Origin of the sequence: Caenispirillum bisanense (assembly GCF_039523075.1) — a bacterium.
Classification (GTDB): Bacteria; Pseudomonadota; Alphaproteobacteria; order Rhodospirillales; family Rhodospirillaceae; genus Caenispirillum; species Caenispirillum bisanense.
Genome location: NZ_BAAAEP010000034.1, coordinates 21,694 through 36,450 on the forward strand (window position 1 = coordinate 21,694; position 14,757 = coordinate 36,450).

General features: G+C 69.7%; 12 protein-coding genes and 1 other RNA gene. 9 read left to right on the top strand and 4 right to left on the bottom strand.

Annotation, left to right across the window (positions count from 1 at the left end; translation table 11 throughout):
- Positions 1-13 precede the first annotated feature (13 nt).
- The 6 genes from ABD056_RS15065 (at position 14) to ABD056_RS15090 (ending at position 7,181) form a co-directional block, all read left to right on the top strand.
- Complete coding sequence (locus tag ABD056_RS15065) at positions 14-1,390, top strand: aminotransferase family protein (RefSeq protein WP_343867909.1); 1,377 nt, start codon at positions 14-16, stop codon at positions 1,388-1,390.
- Between the two features lie 5 nt (positions 1,391-1,395).
- Positions 1,396-2,379: a 3,5-dioxohexanoate:acetyl-CoA acetone transferase gene (gene kce / locus ABD056_RS15070; RefSeq protein ID WP_343867912.1), complete on the top strand. Its 984-nt coding sequence runs from the start codon at positions 1,396-1,398 to the stop codon at positions 2,377-2,379.
- Positions 2,380-2,435: 56 nt separating this feature from the next.
- Entirely contained in the window at positions 2,436-3,575 is a 1,140-nt protein-coding gene (locus ABD056_RS15075) for an NAD(P)/FAD-dependent oxidoreductase (protein WP_343867914.1), read from the top strand.
- Between the two features lie 2 nt (positions 3,576-3,577).
- The gene (locus tag ABD056_RS15080; protein WP_343867916.1) at positions 3,578-4,861 is read left to right on the top strand and encodes a M20 family metallopeptidase; all 1,284 of its coding nucleotides are present in this window, start codon (positions 3,578-3,580) and stop codon (positions 4,859-4,861) included.
- 155 nt (positions 4,862-5,016) lie between these two features.
- A complete protein-coding gene (locus ABD056_RS15085; protein WP_343867918.1) occupies positions 5,017-6,045 on the top strand; it encodes an ABC transporter substrate-binding protein in 1,029 nt (342 codons plus the stop codon).
- Positions 6,046-6,077: 32 nt separating this feature from the next.
- Complete coding sequence (locus ABD056_RS15090; protein WP_343867920.1) at positions 6,078-7,181, top strand: arginase family protein; 1,104 nt, start codon at positions 6,078-6,080, stop codon at positions 7,179-7,181.
- 76 nt (positions 7,182-7,257) lie between these two features.
- Here the strand turns inward: ABD056_RS15090 and ABD056_RS15095 are convergent, their stop codons facing one another.
- From ABD056_RS15095 to ssrA, 3 genes are all read right to left on the bottom strand, one after another.
- Positions 7,258-8,871, bottom strand: a complete 1,614-nt coding sequence (locus ABD056_RS15095) for a fumarate hydratase (RefSeq protein WP_343867922.1) — start codon at positions 8,869-8,871, stop codon at positions 7,258-7,260.
- 128 nt (positions 8,872-8,999) lie between these two features.
- Complete coding sequence (locus ABD056_RS15100; RefSeq protein WP_343867924.1) at positions 9,000-9,539, bottom strand: SspB family protein; 540 nt, start codon at positions 9,537-9,539, stop codon at positions 9,000-9,002.
- Positions 9,540-9,610: 71 nt separating this feature from the next.
- Positions 9,611-9,973: a transfer-messenger RNA gene (gene ssrA / locus ABD056_RS15105) on the bottom strand.
- Positions 9,974-10,040: 67 nt separating this feature from the next.
- Between ssrA and thyX the strand changes: the two genes are divergently transcribed.
- The gene (gene thyX, locus ABD056_RS15110) at positions 10,041-10,970 is read left to right on the top strand and encodes an FAD-dependent thymidylate synthase (protein WP_343867925.1); all 930 of its coding nucleotides are present in this window, start codon (positions 10,041-10,043) and stop codon (positions 10,968-10,970) included.
- Positions 10,971-11,040: 70 nt separating this feature from the next.
- Here thyX and ABD056_RS15115 read toward each other — a convergent pair whose 3' ends face one another.
- Entirely contained in the window at positions 11,041-12,243 is a 1,203-nt protein-coding gene (locus ABD056_RS15115) for an Mrp/NBP35 family ATP-binding protein (protein WP_343867926.1), read from the bottom strand.
- A gap of 277 nt (positions 12,244-12,520) precedes the next feature.
- Between ABD056_RS15115 and hflK the strand changes: the two genes are divergently transcribed.
- Positions 12,521-13,801, top strand: coding sequence for an FtsH protease activity modulator HflK (gene hflK / locus ABD056_RS15120; RefSeq protein WP_343867928.1), 1,281 nt, complete (start codon positions 12,521-12,523; stop codon positions 13,799-13,801).
- Positions 13,798-14,703, top strand: a complete 906-nt coding sequence (hflC, locus tag ABD056_RS15125; protein WP_343867930.1) for a protease modulator HflC — start codon at positions 13,798-13,800, stop codon at positions 14,701-14,703. The genes hflK and hflC overlap by 4 nt, the downstream gene beginning before the upstream one ends.
- The last annotated feature ends 54 nt before the right edge of the window (positions 14,704-14,757 follow it).

Below are 14,757 nucleotides of genomic sequence, written 5' to 3' on the forward strand. Positions count from 1 at the left end.
GGACACCCGAACCATGACCGGCGCCGCCGACACCCTTGCGCGCGACCCCGCGGCCCCCGCGGAAAGCCATCTGTTCTATCAGGCCCACGGCACGCGGCCGTTCATCGACCGCGCCGAAGGCATCTGGATGCACGGCCAGGACGGCAAGACCTACATGGATGCCGCCTCCGGCGCCATGGTGTGCAACATCGGCCACTCCAACCCGCGCGTCATCGCCGCCATGAAGGAGCAGCTGGACCGCTGCACCTTCGCCTACCGCCTGCAGTTCCAGTCGGAGGCGTCGGAGGGGCTGGCGGCGGAGATCGCCCGCCTGATGCCGGCCGGGCTCGACAAGGTGTTCTTCGTCTCCGGCGGGTCGGAGGCGGTGGAAACCTGCCTCAAGTTCGCCCGCCAGTGGGCCATCGCGGTGGGGCAGGGCAGCCGCTACAAGGTGATCAGCCGCTTCCCCAGCTACCACGGCTGCACCCTCGGGGCGCTTGCGGTCACCGGCTACACGCCGCTGACGGCGCCGTTCGACCCGATGATGCGGGCAATGCCGAAGATCGCCACGCCGCGCCACTACCTCGACGGGCGCGGCGAAGACCCCGACGCCTACGGCCGCCGCATGGCCGATCTGCTGGAGCAGGAAATCCTCCGGCAGGGGCCGGAGACGGTACTCGCCTTCATCATGGAGCCGGTGGGCGGGGCCTCGACCGGCGCGGTGGTGGCGCCCGACAGCTATTACCCGCGCATCCGCGAGATCTGCGACCGCCACGGCGTGCTGCTGATCTACGACGAGGTGATGACCGGCGTCGGCCGCACTGGCCGCTTCCTGGCTGCCGAGCACTGGGGCATCACGCCCGATCTGGTCGCCATGTCCAAGGGCTTCGCCGCCGGCTACGCGCCGCTCGGCGCCATGATCGCGCCGGGGCGCATGGTGCGGCCGGTGCTGGATGCCGGCGGTTTCGCCCACGGTCATACGTATGCGGGCAATCCCATCGCCTGCGCCGCTGGGCGGGCGGTGGTGCGGGAAATCGTCGACCGCGACCTCTGCGCCAATGCCGCCGCCATGGGCGAGCGACAGATGGCGGGGCTGACGGCGCTGATGGCCGAGTTCCCCTTCATCGGCGACGTGCGCGGCAAGGGGCTGTTGCAGGCCCTGGAACTGGTCGCCGACCGGGAGACGCTGGCCGTGCTGCCGCCGGGCCTGAACGCCGCCAACCGGCTGGTCGACCTGGCTTACGAGCGCGGCCTGATCGTCTACTTCCGCCGCACCCGCGGCGGGGCGGAGGGCGACCACATCATGGTCACGCCGCCGCTCACCATTACGGCGGCGGAGGTGGACGAGATGCTCAACCGCCTGCGCGACGCCCTGCGCGCCCTTCAGACCGAGATCGCGGGAAGGTACTGACACCCATGGCAGCCCTGGAAACGTCCCCCCCTCCCGCACCGCCGCGCCGCCAGAAGCGCGGGCGGGAGAAGGTCATCATCACCTGCGCCGTCACCGGCTCCATCCACACGCCGACCATGAGCCCGCACCTGCCCGTCACCCCCGACCAGATCGCCGAGCAGGCGGTGGCGGCGGCGGAGGCGGGGGCGGCCATCCTGCACCTGCACGCCCGCGACCCGGAGACGGGGCGGCCGTCGCCGGACCCGGACGTGTTCATGCGCTTCCTGCCGCGCATCAAGCAGCAGACCGACGCGGTGGTGAACATCACCACCGGCGGCGGCCAGGGCATGACGGTGGAGGACCGCATGCAGGCGGCGCTGACGGCGAAGCCGGAGATGTGCTCGCTCAACATGGGCAGCATGAACTTCGCCCTGCACCCGCTGGCGGATCGCTACAGCGACTGGCAGCACGCCTGGGAAAAGCCGTTCCTCGAAGGCTCCAAGGACTTCATCTTCCGCAACACCTTCGGCGACATCGAACGCATCCTGAAGGACCTGGGCGAAGGCTGCGGCACCCGGTTCGAGTTCGAGTGCTACGACGTCGGCCACCTCTATACCCTGGCCCATTTCCTCGACAAGGGATTGGTGAGGACGCCGCTGTTCTGCCAGTTCATCTTCGGCATCCTGGGCGGCATCGGCGCCGACCCCGACAACCTGACCCACATGAAGTCGGTGGCCGACCGCCTGTTCGGCGGCGATTACCGCTTCAGCGTGCTCGGCGGCGGTCGCCACCAGATGGGCCTTGCCGCCATGGGCGCGGTGATGGGCGGCAACGTCCGCGTCGGGCTGGAGGACAGCCTGACCATGGGGCCGGGGCGGCTGGCGGTCTCCAACGCCGAGCAGGTGAGCCATGTGCGCGGCATCCTGGAAAGCCTCGGCCTGCAAGTGGCCTCCCCCGCCGAAGCCAGAACGATGCTCGACCTCAAGGGGGCTGATCTCGTAGCGTTCTGATGGCCCGCCCGGCGGCCACGGCGACCGACCGACCCAGGACAGTGAACAGGACCACCATGAGCGACACCCGGCTGTTTGATTTCGTCATCATCGGCGGCGGCATTGCCGGTGCCTCCGCCGCCTATTTCCTCGCCCGCGACGGCCGCCGGGTGGCGGTGCTGGAGCGCGAGGCGCAGCCGGGCTACCACTCCACCGGCCGCTCCGCCGCCCTGTTCACGGAAAACTACGGCCCGCGCGCCATCCGGGCCCTGTCCATCGCCAGCCGGCCGTTCTTCGAAAACCCGCCGGAGGGACTGACGGAGGCGCCGGTGCTGACCGACCGCGGCGTGCTGTTCTTCGCGCCGGAGGGACAGGAAGCGGCGCTCGCCCGAGCCGCCGAGGAAGGCCGCGCCGCCGGGGCGCCGCTGACGGAGATCACGCCCGAGGAGGCCTGCGCCCTGCTGCCGCTGCTGCGCCGCGACCAGGTGAAGGCGGCCATGCTGGAAACGGGCGCCAAGGACATGGACGTCCACGCCCTGCACCAGGGCTTCCTGCGCCTGCTGAAGCGCCACGGCGGCGAGATCGTGACGCGGGCGGAGGTGGAGGCGGTCACCCGCAGCGACAGCGGCTGGACCGTCACCACCCGCGCCGGCGACAGCTTCGCCGCGCCGGTGGTCATCAACGCCGCCGGTGCCTGGGCCGACGAGGTGGGAAGCCTCGCCGGCGTCCGCCCCATCGGCCTGCAGCCCAAGCGCCGCACCGCCTGCCTGGTGTCGGTGCCGGCGGGCATGAGCCCGGACCGCTGGCCCATGGTGCTCGACGCCGAGGAAACCTTCTACGCCAAGCCCGACGCCGGCAAACTGCTGGTCAGCCCGGCCGACGCCACCCCGGTGCCGGCCCACGACGTGCAGCCGGAGGAACTGGACGTCGCCATCGCCATCGACCGGCTGATGGGGGCGCTCGACCTCGACGTGCGGGCGGTGGACCACAAGTGGGCCGGCCTGCGCAGCTTCGTCGCCGACGGCGTGCCGGTGGTGGGTGCCCGTGCTGGCGAGCCCGGCTTCTTCTGGCTGGCCGGGCAGGGCGGCTACGGCATCCAGACCTGCGCCGCCATGGGCGAGCTGGCCTCGGCGCTGGCCCAGGGCAAGCCGGTGCCGGAGCATATCGCCGCCCGCGGCATCACCGAAACCACCCTCTCCCCAGACAGGATCGTGTGACCATGGCCCCCGACACCTCCACCGCCACCCCCACCGATGCCGCCATTCTCGAAGCCGTCGCCGCCGAACAGGCGGACGCTGTGGACCTGCTGGCCGACCTCGTGCGCGAGCCCTCCATGCTGGGGCAGGAGCAGGGGGCGCAGGACATCATGGCCGGCGTCTTTGGCACCATGGGGCTGGAGGTGGATCGCTTCGAGGTGGACCTCGCCGCCATCTCCCACCTGCCCGGCTTCTCGCCGCCGCTGGTGGATTATTCCGGGCGGGAGAACGTGGTCGGCATCAGCCGCCCCAAGGGCCCGGTCCGGGGGCGCAGCCTGATCCTCAACGGCCATATCGACGTGGTGCCGCCGGGCGATGAAAGCCAGTGGACCGATCCGCCGTTCTCGCCGGTGGTGCGCGACGGCCGCCTGTATGGCCGCGGCGGCGGCGACATGAAGGCCGGCATCGTCGCCTATGTGGCGGCCATGAAGGCGCTGGCGCGGCTCGGCTTCCGGCCGGCGGCGCCGGTCTACCTGCAGAGCGTGATCGAGGAAGAATGCACCGGCAACGGCGCGCTCGCCTGCCTGCATCGCGGCTATCGCGCCGATGCCGCCATCATCCCGGAGCCCTTCAACCACTCCCTGATGACGGCGCAGCTGGGCGTCATGTGGTTCACGGTGGACCTGCAGGGGACGCCGGCCCATGTGCTCGACACCTCCGCCGGCAGCAACGCCATCGAGGCCCTGTTCCCCATCGTCCAGAGCCTCAAGCGCTTGGAGGAAGCCTGGAACGGCGCCGACTGCCGCCATGCCTGCTATGAGGGCCACCGCCACCCCATCAACTTCAACGTCGGCAAGATCAGCGGCGGCGACTGGACGTCGTCGGTGCCGGCCGTCGCCCGTTTCGACCTGCGGGTCGGCTTCTTCCCCGGCAAGCCGCTGGAGGAGGTGAAGCGCGAGGTGGAAGACGCCATCCATGCCGGCACCCCCAACGGCATCACCGCCACCGTCTCCTACGGCGGCTTCCATGCCGAAGGGGCGGTGATGGACCTCGACTGGCCGATGATGAAGTCGCTGTCGGCCATCCACCAGGAAATCACCGGCAGCACCATCGAGCATCTGGCCTCCACCGCCACCACCGACGCCCGCTTCTTCATCCTCTATGGCGACACCCCCGCCACCTGCTACGGGCCGGAGGCGACGCGCATCCACGGCATCGACGAAAGCGTCAGCCTGGACAGCCTGCACACGGTGACCAAGGTGCTGGCCCTGTTCATCGCCCGCTGGTGCGGTCTGGAGCGTCTGTAACGGCGGCAGGCCAGGAGGGGCGGGCGGCCCCGCCGCCGCCCAACCCCTTCATGACCCGACGTTCATCCTGAACTTTTGAGGTAAAAAGTGCTTTCCGGGTGTCCGCGCCGTGCCTATGGTTTAAGGGGAGAGGCGTCGGCAGGCGGGGGACGATCATGCAGGGGCACGCGCGGTTGCGCGGCGGCATTGGCAGACTGGCAGCAGCCGTCGCCGTGGCGGCGCTGACGGCACTGGCGGTCGTGGCCTGCCGCGACGACGACTCCGCCACCCTGCGGCTGGCCATCAACCCCTGGCCCGGGTACGAATTCCTCTACCTCGCCCGCGACCTCGGCTTCCTGGAGGAAGAGGGCCTGACGGTGGAGTTCGTGGAACGGCCGGACCTCGGCAGCGTCCGCGCCGCCTTCGAAGGCGGCAAGGCCGACGCCATGACCGTCACCCTGACCGAAGTGCTGCAGGCCTGCGACCGCGGCCCCCGCTGCCCGCGGGTGGTGCTGGCCGCCGACTATTCCGACGGCGCCGACGTGGTGATGGCGGTGCCGCCGATCAAGGTGCCCGGCGACCTGCGCGGCCGGCGCGTGGCGGTGGAGCCCGACTCGGCCACCACCTTCCTGCTGTCGCGGGCGCTGGAAACGGCCGGGCTCAGCCTGGCCGACGTGACGGTGGTGCCGCTGCGGCAGCGCGACATGCTCAAGGCGGTGAGCGACGGCCGCATCGACGCGGTGGTCAGTTATCCGCCGGCGGCGCTGGACCTCGCCCGCAGCGGCCGCCTGCGCACCATCTTCTCCTCCGCCGACGTGCCGGGGGAGGTGGTGGACGTGGTGGCCATCGACCCCCACTGGCTGACCGGCCGCGAGGCGCAGGCGGAAGCCCTGGTGCGCGCCTGGGACCGGGCGGTGGTGTGGTGGCGGGAAAACCACGACGAGGCGGTGCGCCGCATGGCCGAGCGCGAGAAGGTCAGCGTCGAGGAAATGGAACAGGCGCTGGCGAGCATGAAGATCCTGCGCTCGGCGGAGCAGCGCTTCCTGTTCGTCGCCGGCGGGCCGCTGGAACGGTCGGTGCGGCGGCACGACCTGCTGCTGCGCCGCGCCGGCCTGATCACCGGCTCCGACCGCACCGCCGAGGTCATCACCGACCGCTATCTGCAGATGGCCCTCAACAGCGGCGGCCTGCCCGACGCCCGTTGAGGCGGCTGGCCCGGCATCCTACCTTCAGCGGCATGCTGTCCCGCCCGCTGCTCATCGCCCACGAGATCTACCGCCTGTCGCGCTACGGCCGCAGCCACCCGCTCGCCATCCCGCGGGTGTCGACGGTGCTCGACCTGGGGCGGGCGCTGGGCTGGCTGCCGGAGGCGCAGTATGTGGACAGCCCCCAGGCGACGCCGGAGCAGCTGGCGCGTTTCCATGATCCCGACTATGTCGCCGCCCTGCAGGCGGCGGAGCGCGACCAGGACCTGCCGGCGGAGCTGCGGGCGCGCTACAACATCGGCGTCAACAACAACCCGATCTACCCGGAAGTCTTCCGCCGCCCCGCCACCGCCTGCGGCGGCTCCATCCGCGCGGCGGAGCTGGTGCGCGACGGCGGCATCGTCCACCATCCGCCCGGCGGCACCCACCACGGCCGGGCGGCGCAGGCGAGCGGCTTCTGCTACCTCAACGACCCGGTGCTGGGGCTGCTGCGGCTGCTCGATCTCGGGGTGGCGCCGATTCTCTACATCGACCTCGACGCCCACCACGGCGACGGCGTGCAGGATGCCTTCCATGCCGACGAGCGGGTGTTCACCGTCTCCATCCACGAGGCCGGCCGCTGGCCCCGCACCGGGGCGGCGGACGACCGCGCCGGCGGCGCCGCGCGCAATCTGCCGGTGCCGGCGGGGTTCACCGACAGCGAACTGGACTACCTGACCGAGACGGTGCTGGTGCCGCTGGCGGAGCGTCTGCAGCCGGCGGCGCTGATGATCCAGTGCGGCTGCGACGGCCTCGCCGACGATCCGCAGAGCCGGCTTCAACTGTCTAACCGCGGCTACTGGCAGGCGGTGGCGCGGTTGAAGGACCTGGCGCCGCGGGTGATCGTGCTTGGCGGCGGCGGCTATAACCCGTGGTCGGTGGCGCGCTGCTGGACCGGCGTGTGGGCCACCCTGAACGGCCTACCGATCCCCGAGCGCCTGCCGGCGGCGGCGGAAAGCGTGCTGCGTGGCCTGTGGTGGCCGCACCGCCGCGGCCGCAACCCGCCGGAGGAGTGGTTCACCACCCTCGCCGACACCCCGACCACCGGCGCCATCCGGCCGGAGGTGCGCGACGTGGCGCGGCAGGTGATGGCGTAGGGCGCGGCCCGCAACGGCAAAGGGCGCCGCCCCTGGTGGAGCGGCGCCCTTCCCTCAGGCCGAGGTCACCCGGCCGTTACAGCTTCTGGAAGAAGTCGTTGCCCTTGTCGTCGACGATGATGAAGGCGGGGAAGTCCTCCACCTCGATCTTCCAGATGGCTTCCATGCCCAGTTCTGCGTACTCCAGCACCTCCACCTTCTTGATGGAGTTCTGCGCCAGGATGGCCGCGGCACCGCCGATGGAGCCGAGGTAGAAGCCGCCGTGCTTGTGGCAGGCCTCGGTCACCGCCTTGCTGCGGTTGCCCTTGGCGATCATCACCATGCTGCCGCCGGCGGCCTGGAACTGCTCGACATAGGCGTCCATGCGCCCCGCCGTGGTCGGGCCGAAGGAGCCGGAGGCCATGCCGTCCGGGGTCTTGGCCGGGCCGGCGTAGTAGACGGCGTGCTGCTTGAAGTACTCGGGCAGGCCCTCGCCCTTGTCCAGCCGTTCCTTCAGCTTGGCGTGGGCGATGTCGCGGGCGACGATCATCGGCCCGGTCAGGCTGACGCGGGTCTTGATCGGGTACTGCGACAGGGTCTTGCGGATCTCGTCCATGGGGCGGTTGAGGTCGATCTTCACCACCTCGTCGGACAGCTTCTCGGTCTTCACCTCCGGCATGTACTTGGCCGGGTCGGTTTCCATCTGCTCCAGGAACACGCCGTCGCGGGTGATCTTGCCGAGGATCTGGCGGTCGGCCGAGCACGACACGCCGATGGCCACCGGGCAGGAGGCGCCATGGCGCGGCAGGCGGATGACGCGCACGTCGTGGCAGAAGTACTTGCCGCCGAACTGGGCGCCGATGCCCATCTGCTGGGTCATCTCCAGCACCATGGCCTCGGCCTCCAGGTCGCGGAAGGCGTGGCCGGCCTTGCTGCCTTCGGTCGGCAGGCTGTCGAGGTAGCGGGCGGAGGCCAGCTTGGCGGTCTTCAGGCAGGTTTCCGCCGAGGTGCCGCCGATGACGATGGCAAGGTGATAGGGCGGGCAGGCAGAGGTGCCGAGGGTGCGGATCTGCTCGTCCAGGAACTTGCGCAGCGACGCCGGGTTCAGCAGCGCCTTGGTCTGCTGGTAGAGGAAGGTCTTGTTGGCCGAGCCGCCGCCCTTGGCCATGAACATGAACTTGTAGGCGTCGCCCTCGGTGGCGTAGAGGTCGATCTGCGCCGGCAGGTTGTTGCCGGTGTTGACCTCGTCATACATGGTCAGCGGCGCCATCTGCGAGTAGCGCAGGTTCAGCCTGGCGTAGGCATTGGCGACGCCTTCCGACAGCGCCAGGGCATCGTTGGCGCCGGTCCAGATGGCCTGGCCCTTCTTGCCCATGATGATGGCGGTGCCGGTGTCCTGGCACATGGGCAGGATGCCGCCGGCCGAGATGTTGGCGTTCTTCAGCATCTCGATGGCGACGAAGCGGTCGTTGGGGCTCGCCTCGGGGTCGTCGATGATCTTGCGCAGCTGCGCCAGGTGGCCGGGCCGCAGCAGGTGGCTGACGTCGCGGAAGGCTTCCTCCGCCAGCAGGGTGAGCGCCCGCGGGTCGACCACCACCACCTCGCGGCCGCCCACCGTATCCACCGACACGAAGTCGGAGGTGAGCTTGCGGTAGGGCGTGGAGTCCTTGCCCAGGGGGAACATTTCGGAGAAAGCGACGTCGATGGTCATGGCGATGAGGCCTCGCACTCGGGTTCGCGACACAGGCGGCGCCCGCCGGCGGCGGCCGTCCCGACGGACGGTCCGCCCGCCCGAGCGGGTAGGATCAGGAACTCTGCGAGGGAGTGTTTACCGCGAAATCACTTCTTACGGAAGGCGTCCAGGGTGACCACGTTGTCGCCGCCCTTGTCGTCCTCGCCGTCACCCGCCTGTTCGGGGTGGTCGTCGGCGTTTTCGTGGCGCATCAGGCTGTCGTCGTCGTCCTCGTCCTCGAATTCCTCGTCGTCCAGTTCGTCCATGTCGTCGTCGAGGCCGACGTGGAACTGCAGGCCGAACTTGGCGAAGGGGTCGGCGAAGGCGGTGACCGCCGCAAAGGGGATCACCAGCTTTTCAAGGCGGGAATTGAACGACAGCGTCACCGTGAACTCGTCCGGCGTGACACCCAGGTCATAGAACTGGTGCTGCAGGACGATGGTCATGCTTTCGGGGTGCTGCGCCTTCAGGCGGTCGGGCAGGGTGACGCCCGGCGCATCGGTGCGGAAGGTGATGTAGAAGTGGTGCTGGCCGGGCAGGCCTTCGGCCGCGGTCTTTTCGAGCGCGCGACGCAGGACGCCGCGCAGGGCATCCTCGACCATTTCCTCGTAGTTGAAGCCGTCGGTCTGGTCGTCGTGCTCGTTCAAGGCCTCGTGTCCCCTCCGGTGATGCGCGCTACTGCCACCGGGTATCCCGGCAGGGGGCCGGAGGCGAGAGAAGTGGGAGGCTTCTGTTGCCAGGTGCCTCCCGAACCCCGCCTGACGGGGCTAACCGCCAGGGCTTTAAGGTGGTTTACGATGCCGCATTACGCAGCAGCGCGAACCTCAGCAAAGTTGTCGTTGGCAACTATTGCGTTCGGCCCGATAACGGTGGAGCCATGCCGGGGACAGCCAATGCCTTTACCACGCACGTCGATCCTGTGTCGGCCCCGAAAGCCGGCGCGTGCTGCGCCGGCGGAACTGGTGGAGCCGCCGGGTACTGCCCCCGGGTCCGTAACGCTTATTCCGCAATGGGTTTAGCCCCATAGTCGGGTTGCCCCGACGGGTTCTATATAGAGCGGGCGCCCCGACTTGCAAAGAGGGTTTCCACGGCTTGCCCTGTCGGTCTAGAAAGGGCGCGACGCCCTCATACCAAGGAACCGGCCGCCCATGTCGATCACCGACGCGCAGAAGGAAGAGATCGCCCAGCTGCGGGGGATCGAGACTCCCACCCGCCGCGCCACCGTGCCGGCGCTGGAGGACATTCTGTACGAGCCGATTCCGCTGCTCGACCACGGTTTCGTGCGGGTGGTCGACTACATGGGCGACGACTCGGCGGTGGTGCAGGCGGCGCGCGTCTCCTACGGCAAGGGGACGAAGAAGGTGAGCGAGGATCGCGGCCTCATCCGCTACCTCATGCGGCACCGCCACACCACGCCCTTCGAGATGTGCGAGATCAAGTACCACGTGAAGATGCCGATCTTCGTGGCGCGGCAGTGGATCCGCCACCGCACCGCCAACGTGAACGAGTATTCGGCGCGGTACTCCATCCTCGACAAGGAATTCTACATACCGGGCCCGGACGCGCTGGCGCCGCAGTCCAAGCAGAACCACCAGGGCCGCGCCGAGGGCGAGCCCCTGACCGGCGAGGAAGCCCACCGCGTCCTCACCCTGCTGCGCGAGGATGCCGAGCGCTGCTACGCCAACTACGAATGGATGCTGAACGAGGGCCAGGACCCCTCCCGCCGCGGCCTCGCCCGCGAGCTGGCGCGCATGAACCTGACCATGAACTGCTATACGCAGTGGTACTGGAAGATCGACCTGCACAACCTGCTGCACTTCCTGTCCCTGCGCGCCGACAGCCACGCCCAGTACGAAATCCGCGTCTACGCCGAAGCCATGCTGGAGACGGTGAAGCGCTGGGTGCCGCTGACCCACGAGGCCTTCAGCGACTACCGCATGGGCGGCGTCCACCTGTCGCGCGGCGGTCTGGACATCGTCCGCCGCCTGCTGGCCGGCGAGCCGGTGACGCAGGCCACCTCCGGCCTGTCGCCGCGGGAATGGCGCGAACTGATGGACAGCCTCGACCGCGAAGGGTGAGGGCTGGTCCGGGTGGCGGGCATCACACCCGCCACCCTGGACCCGCGCCTGATGCGGAGTTGACCCGCTTTCAGCGGAACCAGAACCGCGGCTTTTTCTTCGCCGGCTGGGCTTCCGGGCTGTCGCCGCTCAGGGTGCTCCAGATCGACTTCGCGATGTCGAGGTAGGCGGTGGCGTGCGGGCCGTCCGGCTCGGCGACCACGATGGGGCGGCCGGCGTCGGTGGCTTCGCGGATCTTCAGGTCGAGCGGGATCTCGCCCAGGAACGGCGCTTCCAGTTCCTCCGCCGTGCGGCGGGCGCCGCCGTGGCCGAACAGCTCCTCGCGGTGGCCGCACTTGGGGCATTGGTGGTAGCTCATGTTCTCGATGATGCCGAGAACCGGCACCTCCACCTTGCGGAACATGAACAGGCCCTTGCGGGCGTCCAGCAGGGCGATGTCCTGCGGCGTCGAGACGATGACGGCGCCGGCCAGCGGCACGCGCTGGCTCATGGTCAGCTGGGTGTCGCCGGTGCCGGGCGGCATGTCGACGATCATCACGTCCAGCTCGCCCCACTCCACGTCGCGCAGCAACTGTTCCAGGGCGCCCACCACCATGGGGCCGCGCCAGACCACCGGCGAATCCTCCTCGACCATGAAGCCGATGGACATGACGGTGACGCCGTGGTTGCGCAGCGGCACGATGCGGTCGCCGCGGGCCATGGGCTTCTGGCCGGCGAGCCCCATCACCCGCGGCACGCTGGGGCCGTAGATGTCGGCATCGAACAGGCCGACCTTGAGGCCGAGCCGGGCCAGCGCCAGCGCGATGTTGGCGGCGGTGGTGGACTTGCCGACGCCCCCCTTGCCGGAAGCGACGGCGACGATGTGCTTGATGTTGGGCAGCTCAAGCCGGCCGGTGCCGCCGCCGTGACCCATCATGCCCGGCGCCGGGCCGCGCGGCGCGTGGCTGTGCGAGTGCCCGTGACCATGGCCGGCGGCGCCGGCGGGCGGCGGTGGCGGTGGCGGCGGCGGGGCGGAGCCGGCGGCACGGTCGGCGGTGAGCACCGCCGTCACCTGTGCCACGCCGGGCAGGGCGGCGATCACGCGCTCCGCTTCGGCGCGCACGGGTTCCAGTTGCGGGCCCAGCTCTGGCGGGACTTCGATGGCGAAGGTGACGTGGCCGCCGCTCACCACCGCATCCCGTACCCACCCGGCCGAGACGATGTCGGTGCCCAGTTGGTCCACCCGCACGGCCTTCAGTGCCTCTACCACTGCACCCTTATCGATTTCCGCCATCCTTGAAAACTCCTGAGACTGCCCGATATCTCAACCCGAGTGGCGCGTTGTGCCGACCGGGTCTCGTAGCGCGTGAAGGACCGGGCGCGTAGCGCGTGAAGGGATCGTCGGAACCCCCCTTCGTTGCACGGGTTATCCTGGTGCCCTATAAGGCAGGGATGGTTTCGTGTCCGCGCAGGCGGGCTTCCGGCACGGGATCGCACGGAGGAAGCCTCCGGGCGATCCGGTTGTGCACCTTAAACGCTCGGGTATCTGTAAGCGAAGAGGGATTTGTTCAATGGCCTGGAATCAACAGGGCGGCCCCTGGGGCGGCGGCGGTAACAACGGCGGCGGCCCATGGGGTGGCCGGGGTCCGGGCGGCGGCGGCAACGGCGGCGGCGGCGGTGGCGGCGGTCAGCAGCCCCCCGACCTGGAGGAGCTGCTGCGCAAGAGCCAGGAACGCCTGCGCAAGTGGGTGCCGGGCGGCGGTCGCGGCGGCAGTGGCGGCGGCGGCGGCGGCATCGGCGCGCGCACGGTGGTGCTGATCGCGGCGGGCGTGCTCATCGCCTGGGGCCTGACCGGCTTCTACCGCGTGCAGCCGGACGAACAGGGCGTCGAGCTGCTGTTCGGCAAGTACGTCAAGACCACCGGGCCCGGCCTGAACTACTGGTTCCCCGGCCCCATCGGCGAGGTGCAGACGCCCAAGGTCACGCTGACCAACCAGCTGACCATCGGCTTCCGCGGCAGCGCTGATCCGCGCTCCGGCGGCGCCCGCGACGTGCCGCAGGAAAGCATGATGCTGACCGGCGACCAGAACATCATCGACACCGACTTCATCGTGCAGTGGCGCATCTCCGACGCCGGCAACTTCCTGTTCAACATCCGCGACCCGGAAGCGACGGTGAAGGCGGCGTCCGAAAGCGCCATGCGTGAAGTGATCGGCCAGACGCCGCTGGAAACCGCCATGACCGAAGGCCGTGCCGAGGTCCAGGCCCGCTCCGCCCGGCTGCTGCAGCAGATCCTCGACGGCTACAACTCGGGCATCACGGTCCTTGACGTGAAGCTGCTGAAGGCCGACCCGCCGGCGGAAGTCATCGACGCCTTCAACGACGTGCAGCGCGCCCGCCAGGACAAGGAGCGCCTGCAGAACGAAGCCCAGGCCTACCGCAACGACATCGTGCCGCGCGCCAAGGGTGAGGCGGAACGCATGATCCAGGAAGCCCAGGCCTACAAGCAGTCGGTCATCGCCGCCGCCCAGGGTGAGGCGGACCGCTTCGGCTCGGTGCTGGACAGCTATCGGACCGCCCAGGACGTGACCACCCAGCGTCTCTATCTCGAAACCATGCAGGACGTCCTGTCGCGCAGCGACAAGGTGCTGGTGGATGGCCAGAACGGCGCCGCCGGGACCAACGGCGTCGTGCCCTACCTGCCGCTGCCGGAACTGCAGCGCCGCGCCCAGCAGGTGCCGGCGGCCCGTGCGGCCGGCTCTTCGGCCACGCCCAACACCTTCTCCCAGCCGTCTCCCAATGACCGGCCGGCGCCCACGCTCTCGTCCGCTCAGCAGGAGGCCGCTCGATGAAACGGACCAGTCTCGCCGTCGTCGGCGTCATCATCGCGGTGGCAGCCGTCATCCTGTTCAGCTCCATGTTCACCGTCCACCAGACCCAGCAGGCGCTGGTGCTGCAGTTCGGCAGCCCGCAGCGGGTGGAGACGGAACCGGGCCTGAAGTTCAAGATGCCGTTCATCCAGAACGTCATCACCTACGACCGCCGCACGCTCGACCTGGACCCGCCGGGCCAGGAAGTGCCGCTGCGCGACCAGAAGCGCATCATCGTCGACACCTACGCCCGCTACCGCATCGTCGACCCGCTGGCGTTCTACCAGACGGTGCGCAGCGAAGCCGGCCTGCGCGACCGCTTCGGCTCCATCCTCAACTCGGCCGTGCGTGACCAGCTGGGCGAGGCCGACCTGACCGACCTGCTGGCCGAGAGCCGCGGCCGCGTCATGTCGGAAATCACCCAGACCGTGCGCCGCCGCGCCGGCGAGTTCGGCATTGAGGTTGTGGACGTCCGCATCGGCCGCACCGACCTGCCGCAGGAAACCAGCCAGTCGGTGTTCAACCGCATGCGCTCCAGCCGAATCGCCCAGGCCGCCCAGCTGCGCGCCGAAGGCGCCGAGCTGAAGGCCAAGATCGAGGCGGAAGCCGACCGCGACCGCACCGTCATCCTGGCCGAGGCGCGCAAGACGGCGGAAATCCTCCGCGGTCAGGGCGACGGCGACCGCAACCGCATCCTGGGCGAGGTCTACGGCCAGGACCCGCAGTTCTTCGCCTTCTACCGCTCCATGCAGGCCTACCGCGAGGCCCTGGGCAACGGTACCACCACCATGGTCCTGAGCCCGGAAAGCGACTTCTTCCGCTTCTTCGGCCAGGGTCCGGCCGGCGGCAACCTGCCGAGCCCGCTGCCGGCGGCCCAGCGCTGACGACGGCTGCCTTAAGGGTTCCCTATCCTCGGGGCGCGTCCGGTTCCTGCCGGG

Bases quoted from the DNA above. Each gene is read 5' to 3' on its own strand.
- ABD056_RS15075 (WP_343867914.1), top strand. From the start codon at position 2,436: ATGAGCGACACCCGGCTGTTTGATTTCGTCATCATCGGCGGCGGCATT.
- ABD056_RS15065 (WP_343867909.1), top strand. From the start codon at position 14: ATGACCGGCGCCGCCGACACCCTTGCGCGCGACCCCGCGGCCCCCGCG.
- ABD056_RS15085 (WP_343867918.1), top strand. From the start codon at position 5,017: ATGCAGGGGCACGCGCGGTTGCGCGGCGGCATTGGCAGACTGGCAGCA.
- ABD056_RS15095 (WP_343867922.1), bottom strand. From the start codon at position 8,871: ATGACCATCGACGTCGCTTTCTCCGAAATGTTCCCCCTGGGCAAGGAC.
- hflK (WP_343867928.1), top strand. From the start codon at position 12,521: ATGGCCTGGAATCAACAGGGCGGCCCCTGGGGCGGCGGCGGTAACAAC.
- thyX (WP_343867925.1), top strand. From the start codon at position 10,041: ATGTCGATCACCGACGCGCAGAAGGAAGAGATCGCCCAGCTGCGGGGG.
- ABD056_RS15080 (WP_343867916.1), top strand. From the start codon at position 3,578: ATGGCCCCCGACACCTCCACCGCCACCCCCACCGATGCCGCCATTCTC.
- ABD056_RS15115 (WP_343867926.1), bottom strand. From the start codon at position 12,243: ATGGCGGAAATCGATAAGGGTGCAGTGGTAGAGGCACTGAAGGCCGTG.
- kce (WP_343867912.1), top strand. From the start codon at position 1,396: ATGGCAGCCCTGGAAACGTCCCCCCCTCCCGCACCGCCGCGCCGCCAG.
- hflC (WP_343867930.1), top strand. From the start codon at position 13,798: ATGAAACGGACCAGTCTCGCCGTCGTCGGCGTCATCATCGCGGTGGCA.
- ABD056_RS15090 (WP_343867920.1), top strand. From the start codon at position 6,078: ATGCTGTCCCGCCCGCTGCTCATCGCCCACGAGATCTACCGCCTGTCG.